Below are 21793 nucleotides of genomic sequence, written 5' to 3'. Positions count from 1 at the left end.
TGTTTGTATAAACACGGCCCGTTTTTTTAAGCTAGGGAACTACAACAACAAGTTATGGAACTTATATTAATATCCACTGCGTTTATCGCAGGATTTATTGCTTTAAAGTGTCACCTTCCCCCATTAGTTGGTTTTTTGGTTGCAGGCTTTGGGCTTTTTGCCTTTGGCTTTGAAACCAATGACACCATCATTACTTTAGCTGACCTTGGTGTCACGCTGCTTCTATTTACTATCGGCTTAAAGCTCGATATCAAAACCCTACTCTCTAAAGAGATCTGGGCTGGCGCGACAATCCACAACCTTTTGTCCACTCTGTTTTTCGCCGTCGCCCTGTTTGGCTTTAAGTTCTTAGGTATTTCATCGCTAGCTGCCATGTCGGTAGAACAGATCGTTCTGCTCGGTTTTGCTCTTTCATTCTCTAGTACTGTATTTGCGGTTAAGACTCTGCAAGAGAAAGGCGAAATGAATGCGACCTACGGAACGTTAGCGATTGGTATCTTGGTCATGCAGGATATCTTCGCCGTAGTATTCTTAACGGCTTCTACGGGCAAAATACCTGAGTGGTATGCAATTGCTCTGTTTGCCCTACCCTTATTACGCCCACTGTTCTACAAAGTGCTCGATTGGGTTGGTCACGGTGAGATGCTGGTTCTTTCCGGCATCTTCTTCGCATTAGTCGTCGGTGCTGGTTTATTCCATTTGGTTGGTGTGAAACCAGATTTGGGGGCTCTTGTTCTAGGTATGTTACTTGCTGGTCACCCAAAAGCCTCAGAATTATCAAAGTCGCTGTTTAACCTTAAAGAACTTTTCCTTGTCTGTTTCTTCTTGAATATTGGTCTGTCAGAGCAACCAACCATTCAAGGCTTTATGCTCGCAATCTTGTTCTTGCTGATGCTGCCAGTGAAAGGTGTTCTCTACTTCTTGGTACTCAACCGCTTCAAGTTCCGTGTTCGAACGTCTCTACTTGCCTCGCTATCACTGTTTAACTATAGCGAGTTTGGCCTCATCGTTGGTGGTCTCGCCTTCAAGATGGGTTGGATGTCGGGTGATATCTTAGTTGCCGTTGCCATTGCAGTTTCACTGTCTTTTCTAATCGCTGCTCCTTTGAACCGAGCTGGTCATAAGCTTTATCAGCAGTCAGGCAAATGGCTAAAAGAGCATGCGTCAGAAAAGCTTCACCGACGTGATAAGCGAATTGACCCTGGTCGTGCCCAAGTGCTTATTCTAGGTATGGGCCGAATTGGTACCGGTGCTTATGACGAATTACGTACTCGCTATGGCAAGGTCAGCCTAGGTGTAGAAGTGCGTGAAGAAGCCGCGCACAACCACAGAAGCCAAGGCAGAAACGTGATTTCTGGCGACGCGACTGACCCAGATTTCTGGGAGCGAATTCTAGATACAGCAAACGTAAAGCTGGTGATTTTGGCAATGCCTCACCACCAAGGTAATCAAACCGCTTTAGAACAATTAAAGTCACGTAACTTTAAAGGCCAAATTGCGGCTATTGCTGAATATCCCGATCAACTCGAAACACTGAAAGAGAATGGCGTTGATGCGGCATTTAACATTTACAGCGAGGCTGGTAGTGGTTTTGCTCGCCACGTTTGCGAACAGTTAAATCCAAATATCAATAAAATCTAGTATTAGACAGTGTTCAACTAAACCTCTCAAAACTGCCTATTTTTCGCACTTTTGAGAGGTTTTTGTTTAAAAAACCAACCGCAATTAAACATCACACACCAAAAGCACATAAAAATTAGATAATTTCTAACAGAACACCCTTTATATTATTTTTTTGCTCACATCCGGTTGCTTTTTTTAGCCAGAATGGCAAATTGAATGCAGTTGATTTGGAAATTATTTAAAAGGAAGTTCTATGTGTTCAGTATTTGGCATTCTCGACATTAAAAGTGATGCCGCAACACTTCGCCCTATTGCTTTAGAAATGTCTAAGAAGCTTCGTCACCGTGGTCCAGACTGGTCTGGTATCTATGCTGGTGAAAAAGCAATCCTTGCTCATGAACGTCTTGCTATTGTTGGCTTGAACAGTGGTGCTCAACCACTATACAGTCAAGACAAAAAGCACATTCTTGCAGTAAACGGTGAAATTTATAACCACAAAGAACTTCGTGCACGCTATGAAGATAAGTACCAGTTCCAGACTGATTCTGACTGTGAAGTTATCCTAGCGCTATACCAAGAGATGGGTGCAGACCTTCTAGAAGAGCTTAACGGTATTTTCGCATTCGTTTTATACGACGAAGAGAAAGACGAGTACCTAGTGGGCCGCGACCATATTGGTATCATCCCGCTTTACCAAGGTTACGATGAGCACGGCAACTACTACGTGGCTTCAGAGATGAAAGCATTGGTTGAAGTATGTAAGACGATCAGTGAATTCCCTCCAGGTAGCTTCTACTCTTCGAAAGATGCTGAACCTCAACGCTACTACATCCGCGATTGGAACGAGTACGCTGCGGTACAAGGCAACAGCACAAGCAAAGAAGAACTGACTGAAGCGCTAGAAGCAGCCGTTAAACGTCAACTAATGACTGACGTTCCTTACGGTGTACTTCTATCTGGTGGCCTGGATTCATCAATTACTTCAGCAGTTGCAAAACGCTTTGCGGCAATGCGTATCGAAGATGATGAGCAATCTGAAGCTTGGTGGCCACAACTGCACTCGTTCGCTGTTGGTCTTGAAGGCGCACCAGACCTTATCGCTGCTCGTGAAGTTGCGGACAAGATCGGAACTGTGCACCATGAGATGACTTACACTATTCAGGAAGGCCTAGACGCAATCCGTGACGTTATCTACCATATCGAAACTTACGATGTAACGACGATTCGTGCATCAACGCCAATGTACTTGCTGGCTCGTAAGATCAAAGCGATGGGCATCAAGATGGTACTTTCAGGTGAAGGTGCTGATGAAATCTTTGGTGGTTACCTGTACTTCCATAAAGCGCCAAACGCGAAAGAGTTCCACGAAGAGACAGTACGTAAACTGCTTGCTCTAAGCATGTTCGACTGTGCTCGTGCAAACAAATCGCTAGCGGCATGGGGTGTTGAAGGCCGTGTACCATTCTTGGATAAAGAGTTCATCGATGTCGCAATGCGTCTGAACCCTGAAGATAAGATGTGTGGTAACGGTAAGATGGAGAAGCACATCCTGCGTGAGTGTTTTGAAGACTACCTACCAGATTCAATCGCATGGCGTCAAAAAGAGCAGTTCTCTGATGGTGTTGGCTACGATTGGATTGATACATTGAAAGCAACGGCTGAAGCAAAAGTAACGGATCAACAAATGGAAGCTGCTAAGTTCCGTTTCCCTTACAACACGCCAACAACAAAAGAAGGTTATGCTTACCGTGAAATCTTTGAGGAGCTATTCCCTCTAGAATCAGCGGCAGAATGTGTGCCTGGTGGTCCTTCAGTTGCTTGCTCATCAGCGAAAGCGATTGAGTGGGATGAGTCATTCAAAAACTGTGTCGACCCATCTGGACGTGCAGTACAAGCCGTTCACAACGATGCTTACAACGCTTAGAGCGTTTTGAACAAATCCTGTCTCGTCCTAAAATACGTTGACGATTTTAGTTAGCCAGTAACGCAAGTTGCTGGCTTTTTTCATGCATCTTATTTGGCGTATTCATACCTAGGCTGAGATGTGGCCTCATTTCGTTGTACGTATATATTGACTCTTCAACAAGTGTTTTCAACTCGCGAAGATCTTTGCACTGAGTAAGCAAGAACTCTTGCTTGAGGATACCATTGACCCGCTCAGCTAACGCGTTTTGGTAACAGTCATAACCATCCGTCATTGATGGAGTTATACCATGCTTTTTAAGTTTCTCTTGATAGAGGTTTGAGCAATACTGAAGCCCTCTATCTGAGTGATGGATTGTCGCATGACAATAACATCGAGTTTTTACCGTCATATCTAAAGCCTTCACAACATCGCTCGCTTTCATTTCATTACTGACTTCATACCCCATGATTTTACGGCTGAAGGCGTCGGTAACCAATGACAAGTAGTGAACGCCCTCGTTTGACTGAACATAAGTGATGTCGCTCACCAGAACTTCTTCTGGTTTTGACGGAACGACTTCTTTTAGCAAGTTCGGATGTTTTTTCATCCAGTGTCTGCTGTTCGTTGTTTTGGTGTAACTTCGTTTCGGCTTAACGAGTAAGCGCTCTTCTCTGAGGTAATTAAACAAAGCATCACGGCCAAGTTTTATTCCCTTAGCTATCAACTTCGGCTTCAGTAAGAAATAGAGCTTACGAGCTCCCAGCCGAGGCATGAATCGTCTTAGCTCAAGCACCATCCCTTTCACAGGAGCAAGCTCAGCCTGACGAGTGGTCTCACGCTTTTCTCTCTGATAGACACACTGACGAGATATATTGAGCAATGAACAAGCTTTACTTAAGCTTACTTTCTTCTCTTTTTGAAGGCTTCTTGCTCCTTCGCTATATACTTTTTTCTTAGCGACATCCCGTGCTCAGCATCAAGAATATCAACAACCCTATTGAGAAGAAGGCATCTGAGACGTTCATCTTCGAGCTCTTGTTCAAGTCGTTTTATTTTTTTGGGCAGGCGTTTCATTCGCTCTCGGTGATTTAGGCATCGTGCTCTTCCTTGGGTTGGTAGTCCAATCCATTTTGCCATGCTTTCTTAACCAAGTAAGAACAGTCGAACGACCTTGTATGCCGTAAATTGATTGGGCTTGTTTATAGGTCATGTCGCCTTTTTCGATGGCGTCTACAACCTGCAATTTAAAGCCTAGTGTGTAATCACGCTGAGTGCGCTTAACGTAGTGTTTATTTGGAATGGTCATCATTAGTCCTCAATGTGTAAACACATTTCAGGACGGGACATCCTAAAGACTAAAAAAGGCGCGTTATGCGCCTTTTGTTTTAAGCCTATTTTTATTACTGCAGTTACGCGCGAGCTTGTAGTGCTTCGTTCTCAATACTGATTGGAACGACTTGGCTGATCATTTTCACCAGCATAATCGATCGAGCCTCACCGTCTTTCTGATCGAAAATAGCTTCAACCCCAGCAAATTGGCCACTCTGAATCTTAACTACCTGTCCAGATTCAAACTCAACACAACAATCTTCCACTTCGTTACTGCAGCACTTCTCAAACTCTTTAAGTTCAAACACCAAGTCTCCTTGGACCTCGTGCGGCAGTGAACCGAACTTAATAAAGTCCACAACGCCACGTGTTGAACGAACGGTCGTGAAGCTAGGACCTTGCTCATAATCGAAGCGAACAAAGATGTAAGACGGAAACAGCGGTTCTTTGACCTGCTTTTCTTTCCCTCTCACCACCTTTTTGACTTCTATTTGAGGGTAAAAGCACTCTACCCCCTGATTCTCTAAGTGCTGCTGAGCGCGTTTTTGATCACCACGCTTACAGTAAAGCAAATACCAACGTTTCATTTAACTAGCCATTTTATATTTTTAGATATTTTACCACATGCCTAAAACGGTTGAATCGCCATTAATAAAATGAATCGTTGCTAACGAAAAATAATGCGTAGCAGACCAATTTATCAACAAAAAGTTATAGGTGTCGGAGTGGTTAAGCATTGTACAGAGATCATTTAGAGATCAAAAGACTCATTGTTGTAAGCATATGTATGCCCCACCTAATGCGCATGCCACTCCCTTCAAACTCAAAATGATACACCAGAGCAATATATCTAAAGATTTTAATTCAACACAACTTTAATGAAGGTTATTAACCAACCAACTCAAATCTGGAAAATTAGTTTGCAGCACATCTAAAATGGGCAACATTAAAAATAAAGATATTTAATATCAACACCTTAGTTAAACCAAGTTGTCGTGACCATAAAATAAGTCTATTGCAGACTTTTATCCCACTGTGTATACATGAATGACTATAAAATCTTTTAATACCTAAAATTAGTAAAACTTATGCCAAGCAACCACAACATCTTTGGCCACCCTAGAGGCCTATTTCTACTTTTTAGCACAGAGCTATGGGAACGTTTCTCTTACTATGCGATGCGTGCCATCCTTGTCTTATTTTTGACTGACACTACCCTCAACGGTGGACTGGGTTGGTCAACGAAAGACGCAATCGATCTCTACGGTATTTACACCGGCTTAGTCTACATCACACCATTAATTGGTGGCTGGATTGCCGATAACTACCTAGGTCAGCGTAAATCAATTATGATTGGCGGTGTATTGATGGCACTTGGCCAATTTACACTGGCTCTACCTAACGGCTTCATCGGTTTAGACCAAGTGAACGCGCTGTACCTTGGTTTAGCTCTGCTAATCAGTGGTAACGGTATGTTTAAGCCGAACATCTCAACCATGGTTGGCGATCTGTACCAAGAAGGCGATAACCGCCGTGACGGTGCTTTCACCATTTTCTACATGGGCATCAACTTAGGTGCGCTGCTTGGTGGCTTAATTTCAGGTGCTGCTGTCGATTCATTCGGTTGGAAAGCAGGTTTCCTAGCCGCTGGTATTGGTATGGTTATTAGCTTGATCATGCAAGTGACAATGGCTCAGTCTTGGTTGGGCAACATCGGTTCTGTACCTGCTGCTGCAAGAGCGAAAGCACTAAACAAATCTAAAGAAAAAGCGCCACTGACCAAAGAAGAGTTCGACAGACTAAAAGTGATTCTTATCATGGGTCTGTTCGTGATTGTTTTCTGGGCGGGCTTTGAACAAGCTGGCGGCCTAATGAACATCTACACTCAACAATATACTGACCGTATGATTGGTGGCTTTGAAGTTCCTGCTGCGTGGTTCCAATCTTTGAACCCATTCTTCATCATTACACTTGCTCCAATCATTGCTGCGTTCTGGGTGAAACTGGGTAAGCGTGAACCCAACTCTCCTGTTAAGTTTGCAATGGCATTGTTCTTCTTAGCACTGGGCTTTGTGTGCATGATGGGCGCGGTAATGGAGCAAGGCGGTGACCTAACCGTGAAAACATCAATGCTATGGCTAGTCGGTGCTTTCTTCTTCCATACCCTTGGTGAGCTTTGTCTATCGCCTATTGGCCTGTCGTTGGTCACTAAGTTAGCTCCGCTTCGCCTAGCATCATTGATGATGGGTGCATGGTTTGGCTTCAATGCGGTGGCAAACTACGTGGCAGGCCTGGTCGGTTCTCACGTTGGTGAGCTTGGTGCTATGTCAATCTTCAGTGGTATTGCTATCACAGCAACGGTGAGTGCCATATTACTGCTGCTTTGTGCTGGTAAGCTTGTATCATGGATGCATGGTGTAGAAACCAACATGACGCTTGAAGCAGAACCAAAAGCAGAAACTTCGGTCGCTTAATAGCTAGATCGATTTCAAGAAGAAACATCAAGATCAAAAAGGGCTGCTCAATGAGCAGCCCTTTTGTTATCTATTCAATCGCCATATCAGTTAGCGATGAAGCGCCACTAGTTCAGCCATCATGTCGATGTGTGAGTCTCTGTCGTTCAGACACATAATGTAGCTAAAGTCCGAACCACCAGCGTCAATGAACGTCTCTTTACACTGGTCTGAAATCTCTTCCAACGTTTCCAAACAGTCAACCGAAAAGGCAGGTGCCATGATGTCGATCTTCTTGATGCCTTTACTCGGCAGTGACTCAAGTGTCTCGTCAGTGTATGGCTTCAACCACTCCTCTCGACCAAATCGCGATTGGTAGGTCATGGTGATGTCTTCTTCAGATAAACCTAGCTCAGCAGCAAGCAGCTTTGTCGTTGCTTCACAATGCTGTGGGTAGATATCGCCTTCATCAGCTAAGCGCTTCGGAATACCGTGGAACGAACAAACCAAGTGATCGGCTCTGCCATTTTGTTCCCAATGGCTACGAACGCTTTCAGCCAATGCTTTGGCATAGCTAGGGTGTGAGTAGTAGTCACGAATAAAGCGATAGCTTGGGATAACTGGCATCTGTTTAAAGGCTTTGGTTAAACCATCAGAAACTGCCGCTGTGGTTGTGCCAGAGTACTGAGGATATAAAGGCAATACGATGATGTCTTCAACGCCCTGCTCCATCAGTTGCTCGACGCCCTTCTTAATGCTTGGGTTGCCGTAGGTCATACCCAGTGCAACCGGCATCTCTAGTTTCTTCTGGAGCTTTTCAGCTTGTCTTTGAGAATACACAAGCAGTGGTGAGCCTTCATCCATCCAGACAGATTGATACAACTTGGCTACTTTGGGTGCTCGAATCGGTAAAATCACCCCGTGCAAGATTGGGCACCAAAGCCAACGAGTTAGGTTCACTACTCGCTTGTCGTGCAAGAACTCACTCAAAAATCGACGAACGCCAGCTGGGGTCGCAGAATCTGGCGTACCTAAGTTCACCAGTAAAACGCCCTGCTTTTTATTATTTTCCATAGATACCTGAGACCAATATGTGATTTTCTGGAAAGTAATATACTAATCTGCATAAGTTTAAGATCATTGCTTCCCACTAAATGTCTGAATAATCATTCTTTAAACGGGATATCACAACATCTACTTTCGATTGTGAGCCACCTTCATCAAAAACGGTTTCGTCTTGAACGATGTGTAATCGAATTATCTAGATTGGTATCGTACTAAAAATTGAAACAAAAAAAGCGACCCTTAAGGTCGCTTCCAATATATCAAATTCTAAAACTGGCTGTTAGCCAATTATGCTAGTGCTTTCTCAAGTTCTGCACTAACTTCAGCAACTTGCTTAGTACCGTCAAACTTAAGGTACTGAGTGTTACCTGCTTCAGCTTCTTTACCGTAGTAAGAGATTAGCGGAGCTGTTTGATCGTGGTATACACCTAGACGTGCACGAACTGTTTCTTCTTTGTCGTCATCACGTACAACTAGCTCTTCACCAGTTACGTCATCTTTACCTTCTTCTTTAGGTGGGTTGTACACATTGTGGTATGTACGACCAGAAGGAAGGTGAGCACGACGACCAGCCATACGCTCAACAATCACATCGTCAGCTACGTCGAATTCAACAACGTAATCAACAGCGATGCCCATTTCTTTTAGGCCATCAGCTTGTGGGATTGTGCGTGGGAAACCGTCTAGTAGGAAACCTTTCTCACAGTCATCTTGAGCGATACGCTCTTTGATAAGACCAAGGATAATTTCATCAGAAACTAGCTGACCAGCGTCGATTACTGATTTTGCTTGCTTACCAAGCTCAGTACCCGCTTTGATAGCAGCACGTAGCATGTCACCAGTTGAAATTTGAGGGATACCAAATTTGTTCATGATGAAGTTAGCTTGAGTACCTTTACCCGCGCCAGGAGCACCTAGAAGAATGATGCGCATGTTTAATCCTCTTATAAAATTATGATTTATACCGAAGCTCACTATCCCACCTTCCTCGTTCATATTTAAGATAAACAGGAAAAGTTAGGTAACAGCTGAGGTTAAGCAAAACTGTAAACAGAAGCAAAACGGTAAGTTTCGGTATAACGTTTAAAAATCATACAACTGGAAGGAATTGGTTCCTAGCTCCAGCTGATTAGGTCGAGCATTCTATCACATTAATATTCAATTTGGCTGAATTTACGACTAAAGAATGTATCGGCAACATTTGTTGTGACGATAACGGTGACGTTGACCACGTTTAATAGATTTTCAGCGACGTTCATAAAAAAAAGCCCGCATTTGCGAGCTTTTTATTACAATTTTTGGCTTAACCTAAAGTCGAAAGACTAACGCTTTGTCAGTAGCTCGTTGATTGCACCCAAGAATTGTGACGGATCTTCCATTGAGCCCTTTTCAGCCAGCATCGCTTGCCCAAGTAGCAACTCAACCCAACGACCAAACGCTTGCTCGTCTGCTTCATCGGCCATTTGTTTAACCAGAGCGTGCTCAGGGTTAATCTCGAAGATGTACTTCACTTCAGGCGCAGCTTGACCAGCAGCTTCAAGAAGCTTAGCCATTTGCGTGCCCATTTCGAAGTCGTCCGTTACTACAACCGCAGGTGTGGTTGCTAGCTTGAAGGTCGTACGAACTTCTTTAACACGACCACCTAGGTAAGATTGAGTGCGCTCTACAACAGACTTGAACTCTTCTTCAGTCTCTTTCTGCTTCTCTTTCTCTTCTTCACCTTCAAACTTGCTTAGGTCTAAGCCTGCTTTTGTGATCGATTGGAATTGTTTGCCATCAAAGTCAGTTAGATAGTTCATTACGTACTCATCAATGCGATCGTACATTAGAACCACTTCAATACCTTTCGCTTTGAACTGCTCCAAGTGTGGGCTGTTCTTAGCTGCAGCGTAGCTATCCGCTGTTAGGTAGTAAATCTTATCTTGGCCTTCTTTCATGCGTTCAACGTAAGATTCAAGGCTGATAGTTTGTTCAGCAGAATCCACTTCCGTTGATGAGAAACGAAGTAGACCAGCGATCTTCTCTTTGTTCGCCATGTCTTCAGCTGGGCCTTCTTTCATTACTAGACCAAACTCTTTCCAAAACTCTAGATACTTGTCATTGTCATTCTTCGCCATGCGCTCAAGCATAGTCAGCACACGCTTGGTACATGCGCCACGAAGAGACTGAGTCACCTTGTTGTCTTGCAGGATTTCACGCGACACGTTCAAAGGCAGATCGTTTGAATCAATCAAACCGCGAACAAAACGCATGTAAGATGGCATGAACTGTTCAGCATCATCCATGATGAATACACGTTGCACATAAAGCTTTAAGCCGCTCTTATGGTCACGGTTCATCATATCCCAAGGTGCTTTCGCTGGGATGTAAAGCAAGCTTGTGTAGTCGTTCTTACCTTCAACCTTGTTGTGGCTCCACGTCAGTGGATCAGCAAAGTCGTGAGATACGTGCTTGTAGAACTCTTGATACTCTTCTTTCTCGATATCAGATTTGTTACGAGTCCAAAGCGCTTGCGCCTTGTTAATCTGTTCCCAATGCTTCTCTTCGGTGTCTTTACCTTCGTCATCTTTCACGGCTGTGAAGATAGAAACAGGGATACCGATGTGATCAGAGTACTTACCAATCACTTCACGCAGGCGCCATTCGTTTAAGAACTCTTTACCGTCTTCACGCATATGCAGAATGATGTCAGTACCGCGAGATTCTTTAGTGATGTCTTCGATGGTGTAATCGCCTTCGCCAGCAGAGTGCCATTGAACGGCTTCATTGTTTGCTAGGCCAGCCGCACGAGTGCGAACCGTTACCGCGTCAGCAACGATGAACGCAGAATAGAAACCCACACCAAATTGACCAATCAATTGAGAGTCTTTGCTTTGGTCTTCAGACAGTTTTGAGAAAAAGTCTGCTGTACCTGATTTAGCAATCGTACCTAAATGCTCAATAACATTGTCACGGCTCATGCCGATACCGTTATCAGAAATCGTTAACGTATTTGCTTCAGCATTGAATGAAAGTTTCACACCTAAATCAGCATCACCTTGGTAAAGGTCACCGTTCGATAGAGCTTGAAAACGAAGCTTATCAGCCGCGTCAGATGCGTTAGAGATCAGCTCACGTAGAAAGATTTCTTTATTTGAATACAGTGAGTGAATCATTAGATGAAGTAGTTGTTTTACTTCAGATTGAAAGCCACGAGTCTCTTTATTTTGCGTTGCCGTTTCGCTCATTTTTACTCCAAAACATCTATACTTTATGTTGAATAATCATAGGGGCGTAACACTTGATGCCACTCTTCTGTTCATTAACATGAGGATGACAAATGTAAATTCAAGGTCAAAAATCATAAAAACACTGTTTTTTTTATCTGTTTTTATTATCCTTGAGCCTGATAAATATAAAAGAACATAAAATAAGCCATGATTTGGTGAAGAATTAACGGAACTTCACCTGAGATTTGTCTATTTCGCCCCCCAAAACAATCCAAAATAGAAGAATTCAATGAGTAATATCGGCACAAAGTTTATTCTCGCACAACGGTTCGTATTCGACCCAAACAGCAATTCACTTGTCGATCAAATGAGCGACGGTGAAGTCGTACGTCTTGGTAGCAATGAAAGCCGCATTCTCTTGATGCTGTCAGAAAGGCCTAATGAAGTTATCACTCGTAATGAATTGCATGAGTATGTTTGGCGAGACCAAGGCTTTGAGGTGGATGACTCAAGCTTAACGCAAGCCGTATCGACTCTGAGAAAGATGCTCAAAGACTCGACTAAATCTCCTGAATTCGTAAAGACAGTACCGAAGCGCGGTTACCAATTTATTGCGACCGTTGAGCGCTCTGCGCCACTGTCATCAAATGATCAGCCAGTAGCCGCTGAAATTGCAGAAAATGACGTTGAACCTATCCTAACGTTTGCAACGCCTGCAGCGACTGAACAAGCAATCACTGACACATTTGAACCTGAGCCAATTACAAAAGTTCAACAAACTAAAGTGGCAGTAGAACCAGCAACCGCTCCTGTTGTAGCTCCGGCTAAAAGCACCAATAAATGGTTAACATTTTGGTTACTGCTTGCCGCTTTCATCATGCCGATTCTCGTTTTAACGTTTACTACCCCGGTGGAGTCCGAGTTCACGGTTTTGACTGAAGTGGATGGTGTAAAGGTTCAATCACCGGTTAACCACCCAGACCTCAGCAGTTGGCTGCCAGCAATAGAAAAGTGTGTATTAAGTTACAACACGAGTCACACTGGTGTGTTAAAGCCGGCTGAAGTGATCGCTACAGGAGGACAAACCAATAACCTTGCCCTCAATTACATTCACCCGCAAGATTACTCGAGCGAAAATGTAACCCTAAGAATTTACGCAAACCAGTCGGATGTAAACGACATTTGTAACGGTGGTAAGTAACATGAAATTAAAAGTATCGATTATCTTACTGGTTCTATCGGCATTTTTGAGTGGTTGGCTATATTGGAGCAGCAATGCAAAAGTAGAGCGCTTGCTCACTCAGCATGAATGGCAGTCGAGAATGGTGACGCTGATTAGCGATAACAAGCAAGCTGACTCAATCGGCCCACTTCGTAGAGTTGAACTATCATCGAATGCGAAATACCTACCAAATGGTACATATTTAAGAATGTCAGTGGTTAGACTTTACGGTAATCAAACTGAGCCTGCGAATGTCATCAACATCTCTGAAACGGGTCAGTGGGATATTAACGATAACTACTTACTGGTTTCGCCAACGGAGTTTAAAGATGTGACCTCGGCTCAGCGCCAAGACTTTTCAGAAGAACAGCTAGAGCTGATCACTCAAGTCATAAAGATGGACGCAGAGCAAAGCCGCCGCATAGATATTGTTAACCCGAAGGCACTGCTACTGACTAGCTTAAATCATGGTTCTACCGTATTGTTTTCAAACTAAGATTGGATCGCTATTTACTGTTTATGAATAGCTGAATACCATGAAACGGTAAACCAATAGAAAAAAGGGGCATGAAGCCCCTTTTTTGTTAGCCGTTGGTATCAAATGACGGATGTAGCATTTTAAGGATTAACCATGAAAACGGAACAACCTAATCTGGCGCCAGCGAAAGAGACAGCAACAAAAGCCACAATCGCGATACACTATTGCCGTCAATGCAATTGGATGCTTCGCTCTAGTTGGTTATGCCAAGAGCTACTGCATACCTTCAGCGAAGAAATTGAACAAGTGAGCTTACACCCAGACACAGGAGGCAGGTTCGAAATCTTTTGTAATGGTGTGCAGATTTGGGAAAGAAAAGCAGATGACGGTTTTCCAGAGGCGAAAGTTCTGAAGCAAAGAGTACGAAACATCATTGCTCCAGACAGAGATCTCGGCCACGTGGACTCAAAATAAGCCTTTCACAGCCGATCCAATGATTTAAAGCTGACCACTCACGAGAACATCACCTTCAAGGCTAATGACTTTGAAGGTATTGTTTTCATAGATGCCATAGCTTGCCGCGTGTCCCTCTCGTGGGAATGTCACCGAGCTAGGGTTAAAGATAAAGATGTCATCTTGGTATTCGGCGACAGGAATATGGGTATGACCGTGTGCAATGATATCGCCCGCCTTCAACGCAGGGCGTTTATTGGTGTTGTACAAATGGCCATGCGTTAGGAAGATACGCTGGCCTGATTCTAATAGCACCCACGAGTAATCCATCATCATTGGAAAAGACAACAACATCTGATCCACTTCGCTATCGCAGTTACCACGAACGGCAATGATCTCTTGAGAAAACGCATTCAACTTATCTGCAACCGCCGGCGGGTTGTATCCTTCTGGAATCGGATTTCTTGGTCCATGATTCAGAATGTCACCCAATAGAACTAAATATTGCGCACCAGATGCTTGGTAGAGTTCTAATACCTTTTCTGTTGCTGGCAGCGAACCGTGTAGGTCTGAAGCAAAAAATAATTTCACACGTACTTCTCCATAAAATTTATGAGCCTATTGTACGTATCTAAATGCTACACGTCATCTCTCGCCATACCATTGATCACGATATTATTGTAACTAACCATACCGACTATCTTGTTATCACGAACTACTGGCGCACGACTGATACCAAAGCGTTCAAACAGGCGAGCGCAATACTTTACGTTCATCTCAGCAGACACGCTTATCGCTGGCTTGGTCATGATCTCATAAACATTGGTTCGCTTTGGAGATCGGTTCTTAGCCAGTACTTTCTTGGCAATGTCATTCATCAATACGATGCCGTATTCGTCATCTTCGTGGCGTTTATCGACAATGATTGCCTTCACTTTGTGCTTTTTAGCCATCTCTATCGCTTCTAACACCGTGGTTAGCCCATCGATAATCACATACGTATTGGCCATGACATCGCCTACTCGGATCTTTTCACTGGTACTCATAGCTCATCCTCCACAACCTTTGTTAACGTCTCGACTTGATGCGCAACCCCGACTGCGTCTTCGATATCGATCTGCACCGCTATACCTTGTCCTGACTCCTGGTCAAACTCACCGACTTCGCCAATAGTTTCAAGAATATGTCTCGCTAAGTGTTCCTCAACCACAAACAGCAACACATCTTTTTGTACCTCTAGCGTTAGGCCAAAGAAGGTGGTTTTTTGGTTTAAGCCTTGCCCTCTGGCGTTGTTAATCACCGTTGCTCCAGTCGCGCCCGCATCACGCGCGGCATCGAGCACAGTGTCGGTCTTGCTCTCTTCTACAAACGCTAAGATAAGTTTAAAGCGCATCTTTGCTCTCCTTAGAGGTGTGTAAACGGTTTAACCATTGTGTTATTTGGGCATAGCCCATCACTGAAATGATGGGAAATAAGCTGGCAAAGGCGATCAACCCAAAGCCATCAATAACAGGGTTTCTTCCTGGTACGGTTGAAGCGAGTCCAAGCCCGAGCGCCGTCACTAAAGGGACTGTCACCGTTGATGTAGTGACGCCACCCGAATCGTAGGCCAATGGAATAATGAGTTTTGGGGCGTAAAAGGTTTGAATGACCACGACGACATAACCAAAAATGATGTAGTAGTGGATCGGGTCACCCGCAACGATACGGTAGCTGCCCAGTGAGATACCGATAGCAACGCCCAATGCCACGGCGATCCTCAGCCCATTGACGCTGATACTGCCACCGGAAACTTGGTTCGCCTTAATCGCTACAGCAATCAAAGAGGGCTCGGCTATCGTGGTGCTGAAACCAATACAAAACGCGAAAAGATAGACCCAGTAATAATCAAACCAAGCCAAAGCAAGACCAGAACTGATCTTAAACTCAGTCAAAAAACTTGGCTCGGTGAGTTGCATTGCCATCGTCTCCCCTAGAGGGAATAACGCGAGTTCCAATCCCATCAAAAAGAGTGATAAGCCAAGAATGACGTAGAAGAAACCGATCAGCACTTTGGCTAGGTTATTGACTGGCTTTCGTAATACCGCCAACTGAAAACCGAAGATGATGATCGCAATCGGGATCACATCCATCACAGTGCCGAGAAAGGTGTCGATAAATTGTTGAACACTGATCATGTCACCACCATCCCGTACACCATGACAAACATCATCGGCAGCAACGAAGCAAACGCGATCAACCCAAAACCATCTATCATCGGATTACGCCCTTTAATTGCCGAGGCTAAACCCACCCCTAACGCAGTTACTAATGGGACGGTGATCGTCGATGTCGTTACTCCACCAGAGTCATACGCAATTCCAATGATGTTTTCCGGAGCAAATGCAGTGAGCACGACCACTCCAATATATCCACCGATGATCATGTACTGGATTGGCCAACCTTTTAAGATTCTCAGCACACCGAGTAAAATAGCGATACCGACTGACAGTGCCACAGTAAAGCGCAGGCCATTGGCATACTGCTCCATTTCATCTAACGTATTGGGGATTACACCTCCCTCAGCTGCCACTTCTGCGGCTTCGGCAGCGACTGCGGTTAACGCTGGCTCGGCTATGGTGGTACCAAAACCCAAACAAAAAGCGAAGATCAATAACCAGAACACACTCCCCTTTCTGGCAAATGCTTGAGCCATCGATTCGCCAATTGGAAACAACCCCATTTCAAGGCCAAAGATAAAGAAAGTGAGTCCAAAAACGACGAGCACTAAGCCAGTCAGAATAGATAAAAGATGAGGAAGTGGCTCTTGTAAGACAGCAAGCTGGAAGAAAGCGATTACCGCCACGATTGGCAATAGATCCCTCAGGCTACCTAACATGGATCGAAACAAAGCAAGCACCGCCGTCATCGCAATTCCTTGTCGCTGATTATGAATTAATAATAATCATGGCAAATCCTTATCATTGCTTATGTGACAAATATTACGCAGTTGGTAACATATCCGAGTAAAGTGCATAAGTGTGATGACGGTACACATCCTGACTTGATGAATTTAATTTCACTCCTTTGTAAATTGAAAAAGGCGTAATTTGGGCATCACACGATTGAAACCTTATGATCGTTATAGTGATTTTTTCGTATTGATTGGCGACTAAAAACAAGCCATGTCTATAATTATGTTTAATAGGGAGATTGGTATGAAGATATTGTTAACGGGTGGTACTGGATTTATTGGCTCTGAATTGGTCAAGAGTTGGAACACTGACGACGTGACATTGCTGACGCGGAGTCCTGAAAATGCGAAGCAAAACCTAAATCACCTCAACCAGAACAACCTTCATTACATTCAATCCCTTGATGAGCTCAGTGATCTCAATGACTTTGATGTGGTGGTCAACCTCGCGGGTGAACCGATTGCCGATAAGCGTTGGAGTACAGAGCAAAAAGAGAGGATCTGTAACAGTCGCTGGCACATCACTGAAAAGCTGGTCGAATTAATTCATGCCAGTAACAACCCGCCACACGCTTTTATTAGCGGTTCAGCCGTCGGCTACTATGGCGATCAACAGCAGCACCCATTTGACGAGTCACTGCAAGTAGAAGATGAAAGCTTTCCTCATAAAGTCTGTGCCCACTGGGAAGAGATAGCCAAGAGAGCACAATCAGAAAGCACACGCGTGATACTACTGCGAACAGGGGTTGTACTTGGCGAGAATGGCGGCGCACTCAAGAAGATGCTATTGCCTTATAAACTCGGCGTCGGTGGTCCACTAGGTTCAGGTGACCAGTACATGCCATGGATTCACATTCTCGATATGGTGAGAGCCATCAATCACTTGTTGTCACTCCCCCACGCTCAAGGGGAATTCAATATGTGTGCCCCTCACCCTGTGACCAACAAACTGTTCAGCAGCACGTTAGCGAAACAATTAGGCCGACCGCATTTCTTATTCACGCCGAAATGGGCAATGTCGATTCTCATGGGGGAATCATCTTGTTTGCTATTTGACAGCATTCGCTCCAAGCCGAAGAAACTCACTGAGATGGGATTCATCTTTAGTTACTCAAGAATCGAGCCAGCACTAAAAAACTTGTTACAACATCAAGACTAATTCTTTACCCTAGAGCGATAGAGACTCTAATAAAGGATTAAGTGTGAACAAGTCGATTCTGATTACCGGTTGCTCAACAGGTATTGGCTATACATGTGCTCATGCACTTCAAAAGCGTGGTTTTCATGTCATTGCATCTTGTCGTGATCCACAAGATGTTCAACGCCTTCAAGATGAAGGCCTCACCTGTATTCAATTAGATCTTTCCAACCAAGAAAGTATTGAGCATGGCGCCAAGCTTGCTATTGATCTCGCACCTAATGGATTGTATGGATTATTCAATAACGGTGCTTACGGTCAAGCAGGGGCACTAGAAGACTTACCGACCCAAGGACTCAGAGAACAATTCGAAACCAACTTCTTTGGTTGGCATCATCTCGTCTGTCAGATCCTTCCGCACATGCGCGAGCGTGGCGAAGGTCGAATCGTACAAAACAGTTCCGTATTAGGTTTTGCAGCCATGAAGTATCGTGGTGCTTATAATGCTTCTAAATTCGCGATTGAGGGTTGGACAGATACCTTACGATTAGAACTGCATGGCAGCGGTATACAGATCTCATTACTGCAACCAGGGCCAATTGAGACTCAATTTAGAACCAATGCCTTGAAAGCGTTCAATAAATGGATCAACATTTCTGGCAGCGCCCACCAAGACGCTTACCAACAACAAAAAGATCGACTCGAAAAAGAATCATCGAATAACGCTTTTGTCCTGCCTCCAGAAAGTTGTATTGAGCCGGTATTCCATGCTCTCACCGCCGACAAACCCAAGCTAAGATACCGAGTTACGACCCCGACTAAAGTGTTCGCGGTATTGAAAAGGATTCTACCGAGTCGCTTGCTAGACCCTATTTTGAGAAAAGCTGCATAAATTACTAACTTTGAATGCAGAGTCGCAAACTTTAATGTAACGATGTAATTTTTCCGTAACAATAAGATGTCATGATTATCCTATCCCATCAGTTATTCCCAATTGATGGTTCTACTCTGGAAATCTCATGACTTTAAACCGCCTTAATTGGGTAGGAGTGGGTCTGGCGATTACGTTGTTTATTCTGTTTTGAGTATCTCACGCAACGCCTCACTGACTACCTCGATGATAACGCTATGCCTTCCATGTTGAGATAACAATTATATCAACATCGAAGCATAGCGTTTTTCTATTTTTGGTTCTTTTTATCCGAGATAACCGAGTTAGATCTTGAAGTTACCGACTAATCCCCCCATATTTGCAACGTATCCACAAAACAAACCTCAAGGAACGTAAATGCAATCTCCGCATATTGTTGAACTTAATGAGCAGAACTTTCGTCAAGTATTAGAAGGTTCGATGCAGACCCCTGTACTCATCCATTTTTGGGCACCAATGAGCCAAGAGAGCGCCCAAGTCATTCCTGAACTGCAAACTTTAACTCAGCAATACAACGGTGCCTTCACCTTAGCCCTGCTCAATTGCGAACAAGAGCAAGCTATTGCTAGCCAGTTTGGTGTTCAAGCACTGCCCACTATTGCACTGTTTGTTAATGGTCAGCCAGTCGATGGGCTCGGTGGCCCTCAAAGCATAGAAGCTATTGTCGATATGCTCAGCAAACACCTTCCTAGCCAAGATGAACTTGCTTTGCGTCAGGCTCTTGAGCAAATGCAAGCTGGCGAGCACACACAGGCACTAGCAGCAATGCAGCAACTTCCAGCAGAGCTGACGAATAAAGGTGAAGTAAAACTGGCGATCGCAGAGTGTTTGTTAGAAACGCAACAATTTGACCTTGCTGAAACTCAGCTAGCAACTATCCCTCTTGAGTACCAAGACAACTACTACAAAGGCTTAGTTGCAAAGCTTGAACTTCATAAACAAGCAGCAGACAGCCCTGAAATACAAGCATTAGAAGCAGCTCTTCAGCAAAATCCGAGCGACGCTAAAACAGCATCTGAATTAGCATTGCAATATCACCAAGTGAACCGCAGTGAAGAAGCTATGGATCTATTATGGTCTTTCCTAGCCAAAGATCTTAATGCTCTCGATGGTGACATGAAGAAAGAGTTCATGGACATCTTGAGTGCGCTTGGACAAGGTAACCCAGTTGCCAGTAAGTACCGTCGACAACTGTACTCTCTGCTTTACTAGTTAAACCTAAAAAGCCGTAGATTAAACATCGAAAATTGACAATTCAATCAATTAGTTTATCGCATAATAGAATGTAAAATGGGCCATAAAATCAATATTTTATGGCCCATTTCTCGTTTATAAATTTGCTCAGAATTTAAATATGAGCCAGTATCAATACTGAACTATCAAAAACTCAAACTTGCAAAGGATTTTGTATGCCTATTGATACCTTGATTACTATCGGCGTCTTTACTGCCGTCGCACTGTTATTTATCTTCGCTGGCGTAAAAACCGTTCCACAAGGCAACAACTGGACCGTTGAACGCTTCGGGCGATACACACACACCCTTAAACCGGGTCTTAACTTAATCATTCCATTTATTGATAAAGTTGGACAGCGCATCAGCATGATGGAGCGTGTTCTCGACATCCCAGCACAAGAAGTCATCTCCAAAGATAATGCAAATGTGGTTATCGATGCGGTTTGTTTTGTTCAAGTTATCGACGCGCCTAAGGCAGCTTATGAAGTGAATGACCTTGAACATGCGATCCGTAACTTAACCCTCACCAATATCCGTACTGTGCTTGGCTCGATGGAACTGGATGAGATGCTGAGTCAGCGTGACATGATCAATACCAAGCTACTGAACATCGTTGATGAAGCGACAAACCCTTGGGGCGTAAAAGTCACCCGTATCGAAATTAAAGACGTACAGCCACCAGCAGACCTTACTGCTGCGATGAATGCCCAGATGAAAGCCGAGCGTAATAAACGTGCTGATATCTTAGAAGCAGAAGGTGTACGACAAGCTGAGATCTTGAAAGCAGAAGGCCACAAGCAATCAGAGATCCTGAAAGCAGAAGGTGAGAAGCAAGCGGCAATATTGCAAGCAGAAGCCCGTGAGCGTGCCGCAGAAGCAGAAGCTAAAGCGACAGAAATGGTATCAACGGCAATTGCTCAAGGTGACATGCAAGCGGTCAATTACTTCATTGCACAAGGTTACACCGACGCATTGAAATCTATAGGCCAAGCTGAAAACGGCAAGATCATCATGCTACCACTCGAAGCAACTGGCCTTATGGGTTCTGTAGCGGGTATCGCGGAGATGTTTGCACATAAGAATGACAAAGGTAGTAAGGACTAACTTATGGTCGAATTACTAGAACAAGTAAACCACTGGCATTGGTTAGCGTTTGGTCTAGCATTGTTAGCGCTTGAGCTAATTGGAACCGCTGGTTACTTTTTATGGATAGGCATATCTGCCATGCTGGTCGGTGCCCTATTAGGAGCATTACCAATTGGTTGGCAGATGCAATGGCTGTCCTTTGCTAGCTTCTCTCTTATTACCACTTGGTTGTGGTGGAGAAGACAACTCTCGAATGACAAGCAATCGGATGCAGGGCGAGAGTTAAACCAAAGAGAAAAGCAATTGGTAGGTCAAACCGTTATTTTAAGTGAAGACGTAAAGAAAGGTAGCTGTCGAATTAAGTTCGGTGACTCTTCTTGGTCAGCAAAGGCCAGTCAAGATATTCCATCTGGAACCGAAATTAAGATTGTCGCTTTAGACGGAATCGTTCTAACAATAGAACCTTTATAAACAAGAGCTATATGAAGCCTGCATTTTCAATAAATGCAGGCTTTTTCTATTTTTGAACCTTAATAATATTCGAATTATCATTGCGATAGATTGAATTGAAAAAAAAATAAGTTCTTATTTCGTAAAGCTAAAAAGTTTGATTGAGCTAAAAAGGTATAAGAAAGCCAGATTTCTTACCCAATATATATATGAATAGTTAACCTTACTCTCGCTTATTTATAATTATTAAAAATGTTAAGTC

The 21793-nt window shown here is 43.9% G+C and carries 20 protein-coding genes and 1 pseudogene; 11 read left to right on the top strand and 10 right to left on the bottom strand.

Annotated features, from left to right (window positions below; all coding sequences use genetic code 11):
• Positions 1–54: 54 nt before the first annotated feature.
• Positions 55–1641, top strand: coding sequence for a cation:proton antiporter family protein (locus tag AB4512_RS06535; RefSeq protein WP_017062195.1), 1587 nt, complete (start codon positions 55–57; stop codon positions 1639–1641).
• Positions 1642–1876: 235 nt separating this feature from the next.
• Positions 1877–3547: an asparagine synthase B gene (asnB, locus tag AB4512_RS06530; RefSeq protein WP_102320162.1), complete on the top strand. Its 1671-nt coding sequence runs from the start codon at positions 1877–1879 to the stop codon at positions 3545–3547.
• Between the two features lie 46 nt (positions 3548–3593).
• On the opposite strand, the pseudogene AB4512_RS06525 reads toward asnB, so the two are convergent.
• Positions 3594–4835, bottom strand: a pseudogene (locus AB4512_RS06525) (IS3 family transposase).
• A gap of 103 nt (positions 4836–4938) precedes the next feature.
• Positions 4939–5445 (bottom strand): transcription/translation regulatory transformer protein RfaH, encoded by a 507-nt coding sequence (gene rfaH / locus AB4512_RS06520; RefSeq protein ID WP_017062197.1) that lies wholly within the window; start codon positions 5443–5445, stop codon positions 4939–4941.
• A 501-nt stretch (positions 5446–5946) separates the two neighbouring features.
• On the opposite strand from rfaH, the gene AB4512_RS06515 reads away from it, so the two are divergent.
• Positions 5947–7332: a peptide MFS transporter gene (locus AB4512_RS06515; RefSeq protein ID WP_372154957.1), complete on the top strand. Its 1386-nt coding sequence runs from the start codon at positions 5947–5949 to the stop codon at positions 7330–7332.
• A 90-nt stretch (positions 7333–7422) separates the two neighbouring features.
• Here AB4512_RS06515 and hemH read toward each other — a convergent pair whose 3' ends face one another.
• From hemH to htpG, 3 genes are all read right to left on the bottom strand, one after another.
• Complete coding sequence (gene hemH, locus AB4512_RS06510) at positions 7423–8385, bottom strand: ferrochelatase (protein WP_372174644.1); 963 nt, start codon at positions 8383–8385, stop codon at positions 7423–7425.
• A 279-nt stretch (positions 8386–8664) separates the two neighbouring features.
• Positions 8665–9309 (bottom strand): adenylate kinase, encoded by a 645-nt coding sequence (adk, locus tag AB4512_RS06505; protein ID WP_060982203.1) that lies wholly within the window; start codon positions 9307–9309, stop codon positions 8665–8667.
• A 389-nt stretch (positions 9310–9698) separates the two neighbouring features.
• Positions 9699–11603, bottom strand: coding sequence for a molecular chaperone HtpG (htpG, locus tag AB4512_RS06500; protein ID WP_065675881.1), 1905 nt, complete (start codon positions 11601–11603; stop codon positions 9699–9701).
• A 271-nt stretch (positions 11604–11874) separates the two neighbouring features.
• On the opposite strand from htpG, the gene AB4512_RS06495 reads away from it, so the two are divergent.
• The 3 genes from AB4512_RS06495 (at position 11875) to AB4512_RS06485 (ending at position 13759) form a co-directional block, all read left to right on the top strand.
• Positions 11875–12786, top strand: coding sequence for a transcriptional regulator (locus tag AB4512_RS06495; RefSeq protein ID WP_017063403.1), 912 nt, complete (start codon positions 11875–11877; stop codon positions 12784–12786).
• 1 nt (position 12787) lies between these two features.
• On the top strand, positions 12788–13303 hold the full coding sequence (locus AB4512_RS06490) for a regulatory protein ToxS (RefSeq protein ID WP_017063402.1): 516 nt from the start codon (positions 12788–12790) through the stop codon (positions 13301–13303).
• Positions 13304–13438: 135 nt separating this feature from the next.
• Entirely contained in the window at positions 13439–13759 is a 321-nt protein-coding gene (locus tag AB4512_RS06485; protein WP_017062204.1) for a SelT/SelW/SelH family protein, read from the top strand.
• Positions 13760–13783: 24 nt separating this feature from the next.
• Here the strand turns inward: AB4512_RS06485 and yfcE are convergent, their stop codons facing one another.
• The 5 genes from yfcE to AB4512_RS06460 are packed head-to-tail and all read right to left on the bottom strand — an operon-like array spanning position 13784 to position 16646.
• On the bottom strand, positions 13784–14329 hold the full coding sequence (gene yfcE, locus AB4512_RS06480; RefSeq protein WP_017068995.1) for a phosphodiesterase: 546 nt from the start codon (positions 14327–14329) through the stop codon (positions 13784–13786).
• A gap of 47 nt (positions 14330–14376) precedes the next feature.
• Positions 14377–14784 carry a CBS domain-containing protein gene (locus AB4512_RS06475; RefSeq protein WP_017066003.1) on the bottom strand — a complete coding sequence of 136 codons (408 nt, stop codon included), beginning with the start codon at positions 14782–14784 and terminating at the stop codon, positions 14377–14379.
• Positions 14781–15131, bottom strand: a complete 351-nt coding sequence (locus AB4512_RS06470; RefSeq protein WP_017062207.1) for a P-II family nitrogen regulator — start codon at positions 15129–15131, stop codon at positions 14781–14783. Before AB4512_RS06470 ends, AB4512_RS06475 begins: the two co-directional genes overlap by 4 nt.
• Positions 15121–15915: a DUF1538 domain-containing protein gene (locus AB4512_RS06465; protein WP_017062208.1), complete on the bottom strand. Its 795-nt coding sequence runs from the start codon at positions 15913–15915 to the stop codon at positions 15121–15123. The genes AB4512_RS06470 and AB4512_RS06465 overlap by 11 nt, the downstream gene beginning before the upstream one ends.
• The gene (locus AB4512_RS06460) at positions 15912–16646 is read right to left on the bottom strand and encodes a DUF1538 domain-containing protein (protein WP_017072437.1); all 735 of its coding nucleotides are present in this window, start codon (positions 16644–16646) and stop codon (positions 15912–15914) included. Before AB4512_RS06460 ends, AB4512_RS06465 begins: the two co-directional genes overlap by 4 nt.
• 289 nt (positions 16647–16935) lie before the next feature.
• Here AB4512_RS06460 and AB4512_RS06455 point away from each other — a divergent pair, with 289 nt between their 5' ends.
• From AB4512_RS06455 to AB4512_RS06435, 5 genes are all read left to right on the top strand, one after another.
• Positions 16936–17850: a TIGR01777 family oxidoreductase gene (locus AB4512_RS06455; RefSeq protein WP_136973709.1), complete on the top strand. Its 915-nt coding sequence runs from the start codon at positions 16936–16938 to the stop codon at positions 17848–17850.
• 43 nt (positions 17851–17893) lie between these two features.
• Positions 17894–18721, top strand: coding sequence for an SDR family oxidoreductase (locus tag AB4512_RS06450; RefSeq protein WP_017061923.1), 828 nt, complete (start codon positions 17894–17896; stop codon positions 18719–18721).
• A 396-nt stretch (positions 18722–19117) separates the two neighbouring features.
• Entirely contained in the window at positions 19118–19972 is an 855-nt protein-coding gene (locus AB4512_RS06445; RefSeq protein ID WP_017061924.1) for a co-chaperone YbbN, read from the top strand.
• Between the two features lie 197 nt (positions 19973–20169).
• Complete coding sequence (locus AB4512_RS06440; RefSeq protein WP_017063395.1) at positions 20170–21099, top strand: SPFH domain-containing protein; 930 nt, start codon at positions 20170–20172, stop codon at positions 21097–21099.
• 3 nt (positions 21100–21102) lie between these two features.
• Complete coding sequence (locus AB4512_RS06435; protein ID WP_372174641.1) at positions 21103–21552, top strand: NfeD family protein; 450 nt, start codon at positions 21103–21105, stop codon at positions 21550–21552.
• Positions 21553–21793 lie beyond the last annotated feature (241 nt).

Source organism: Vibrio sp. 10N.222.52.B7 (assembly GCF_041474275.1).
GTDB lineage: Bacteria > Pseudomonadota > Gammaproteobacteria > Enterobacterales > Vibrionaceae > Vibrio > Vibrio crassostreae_C.
Note: the sequence above shows the minus strand (reverse complement) of the source record. Positions and strands in the feature narration are given on the sequence as shown.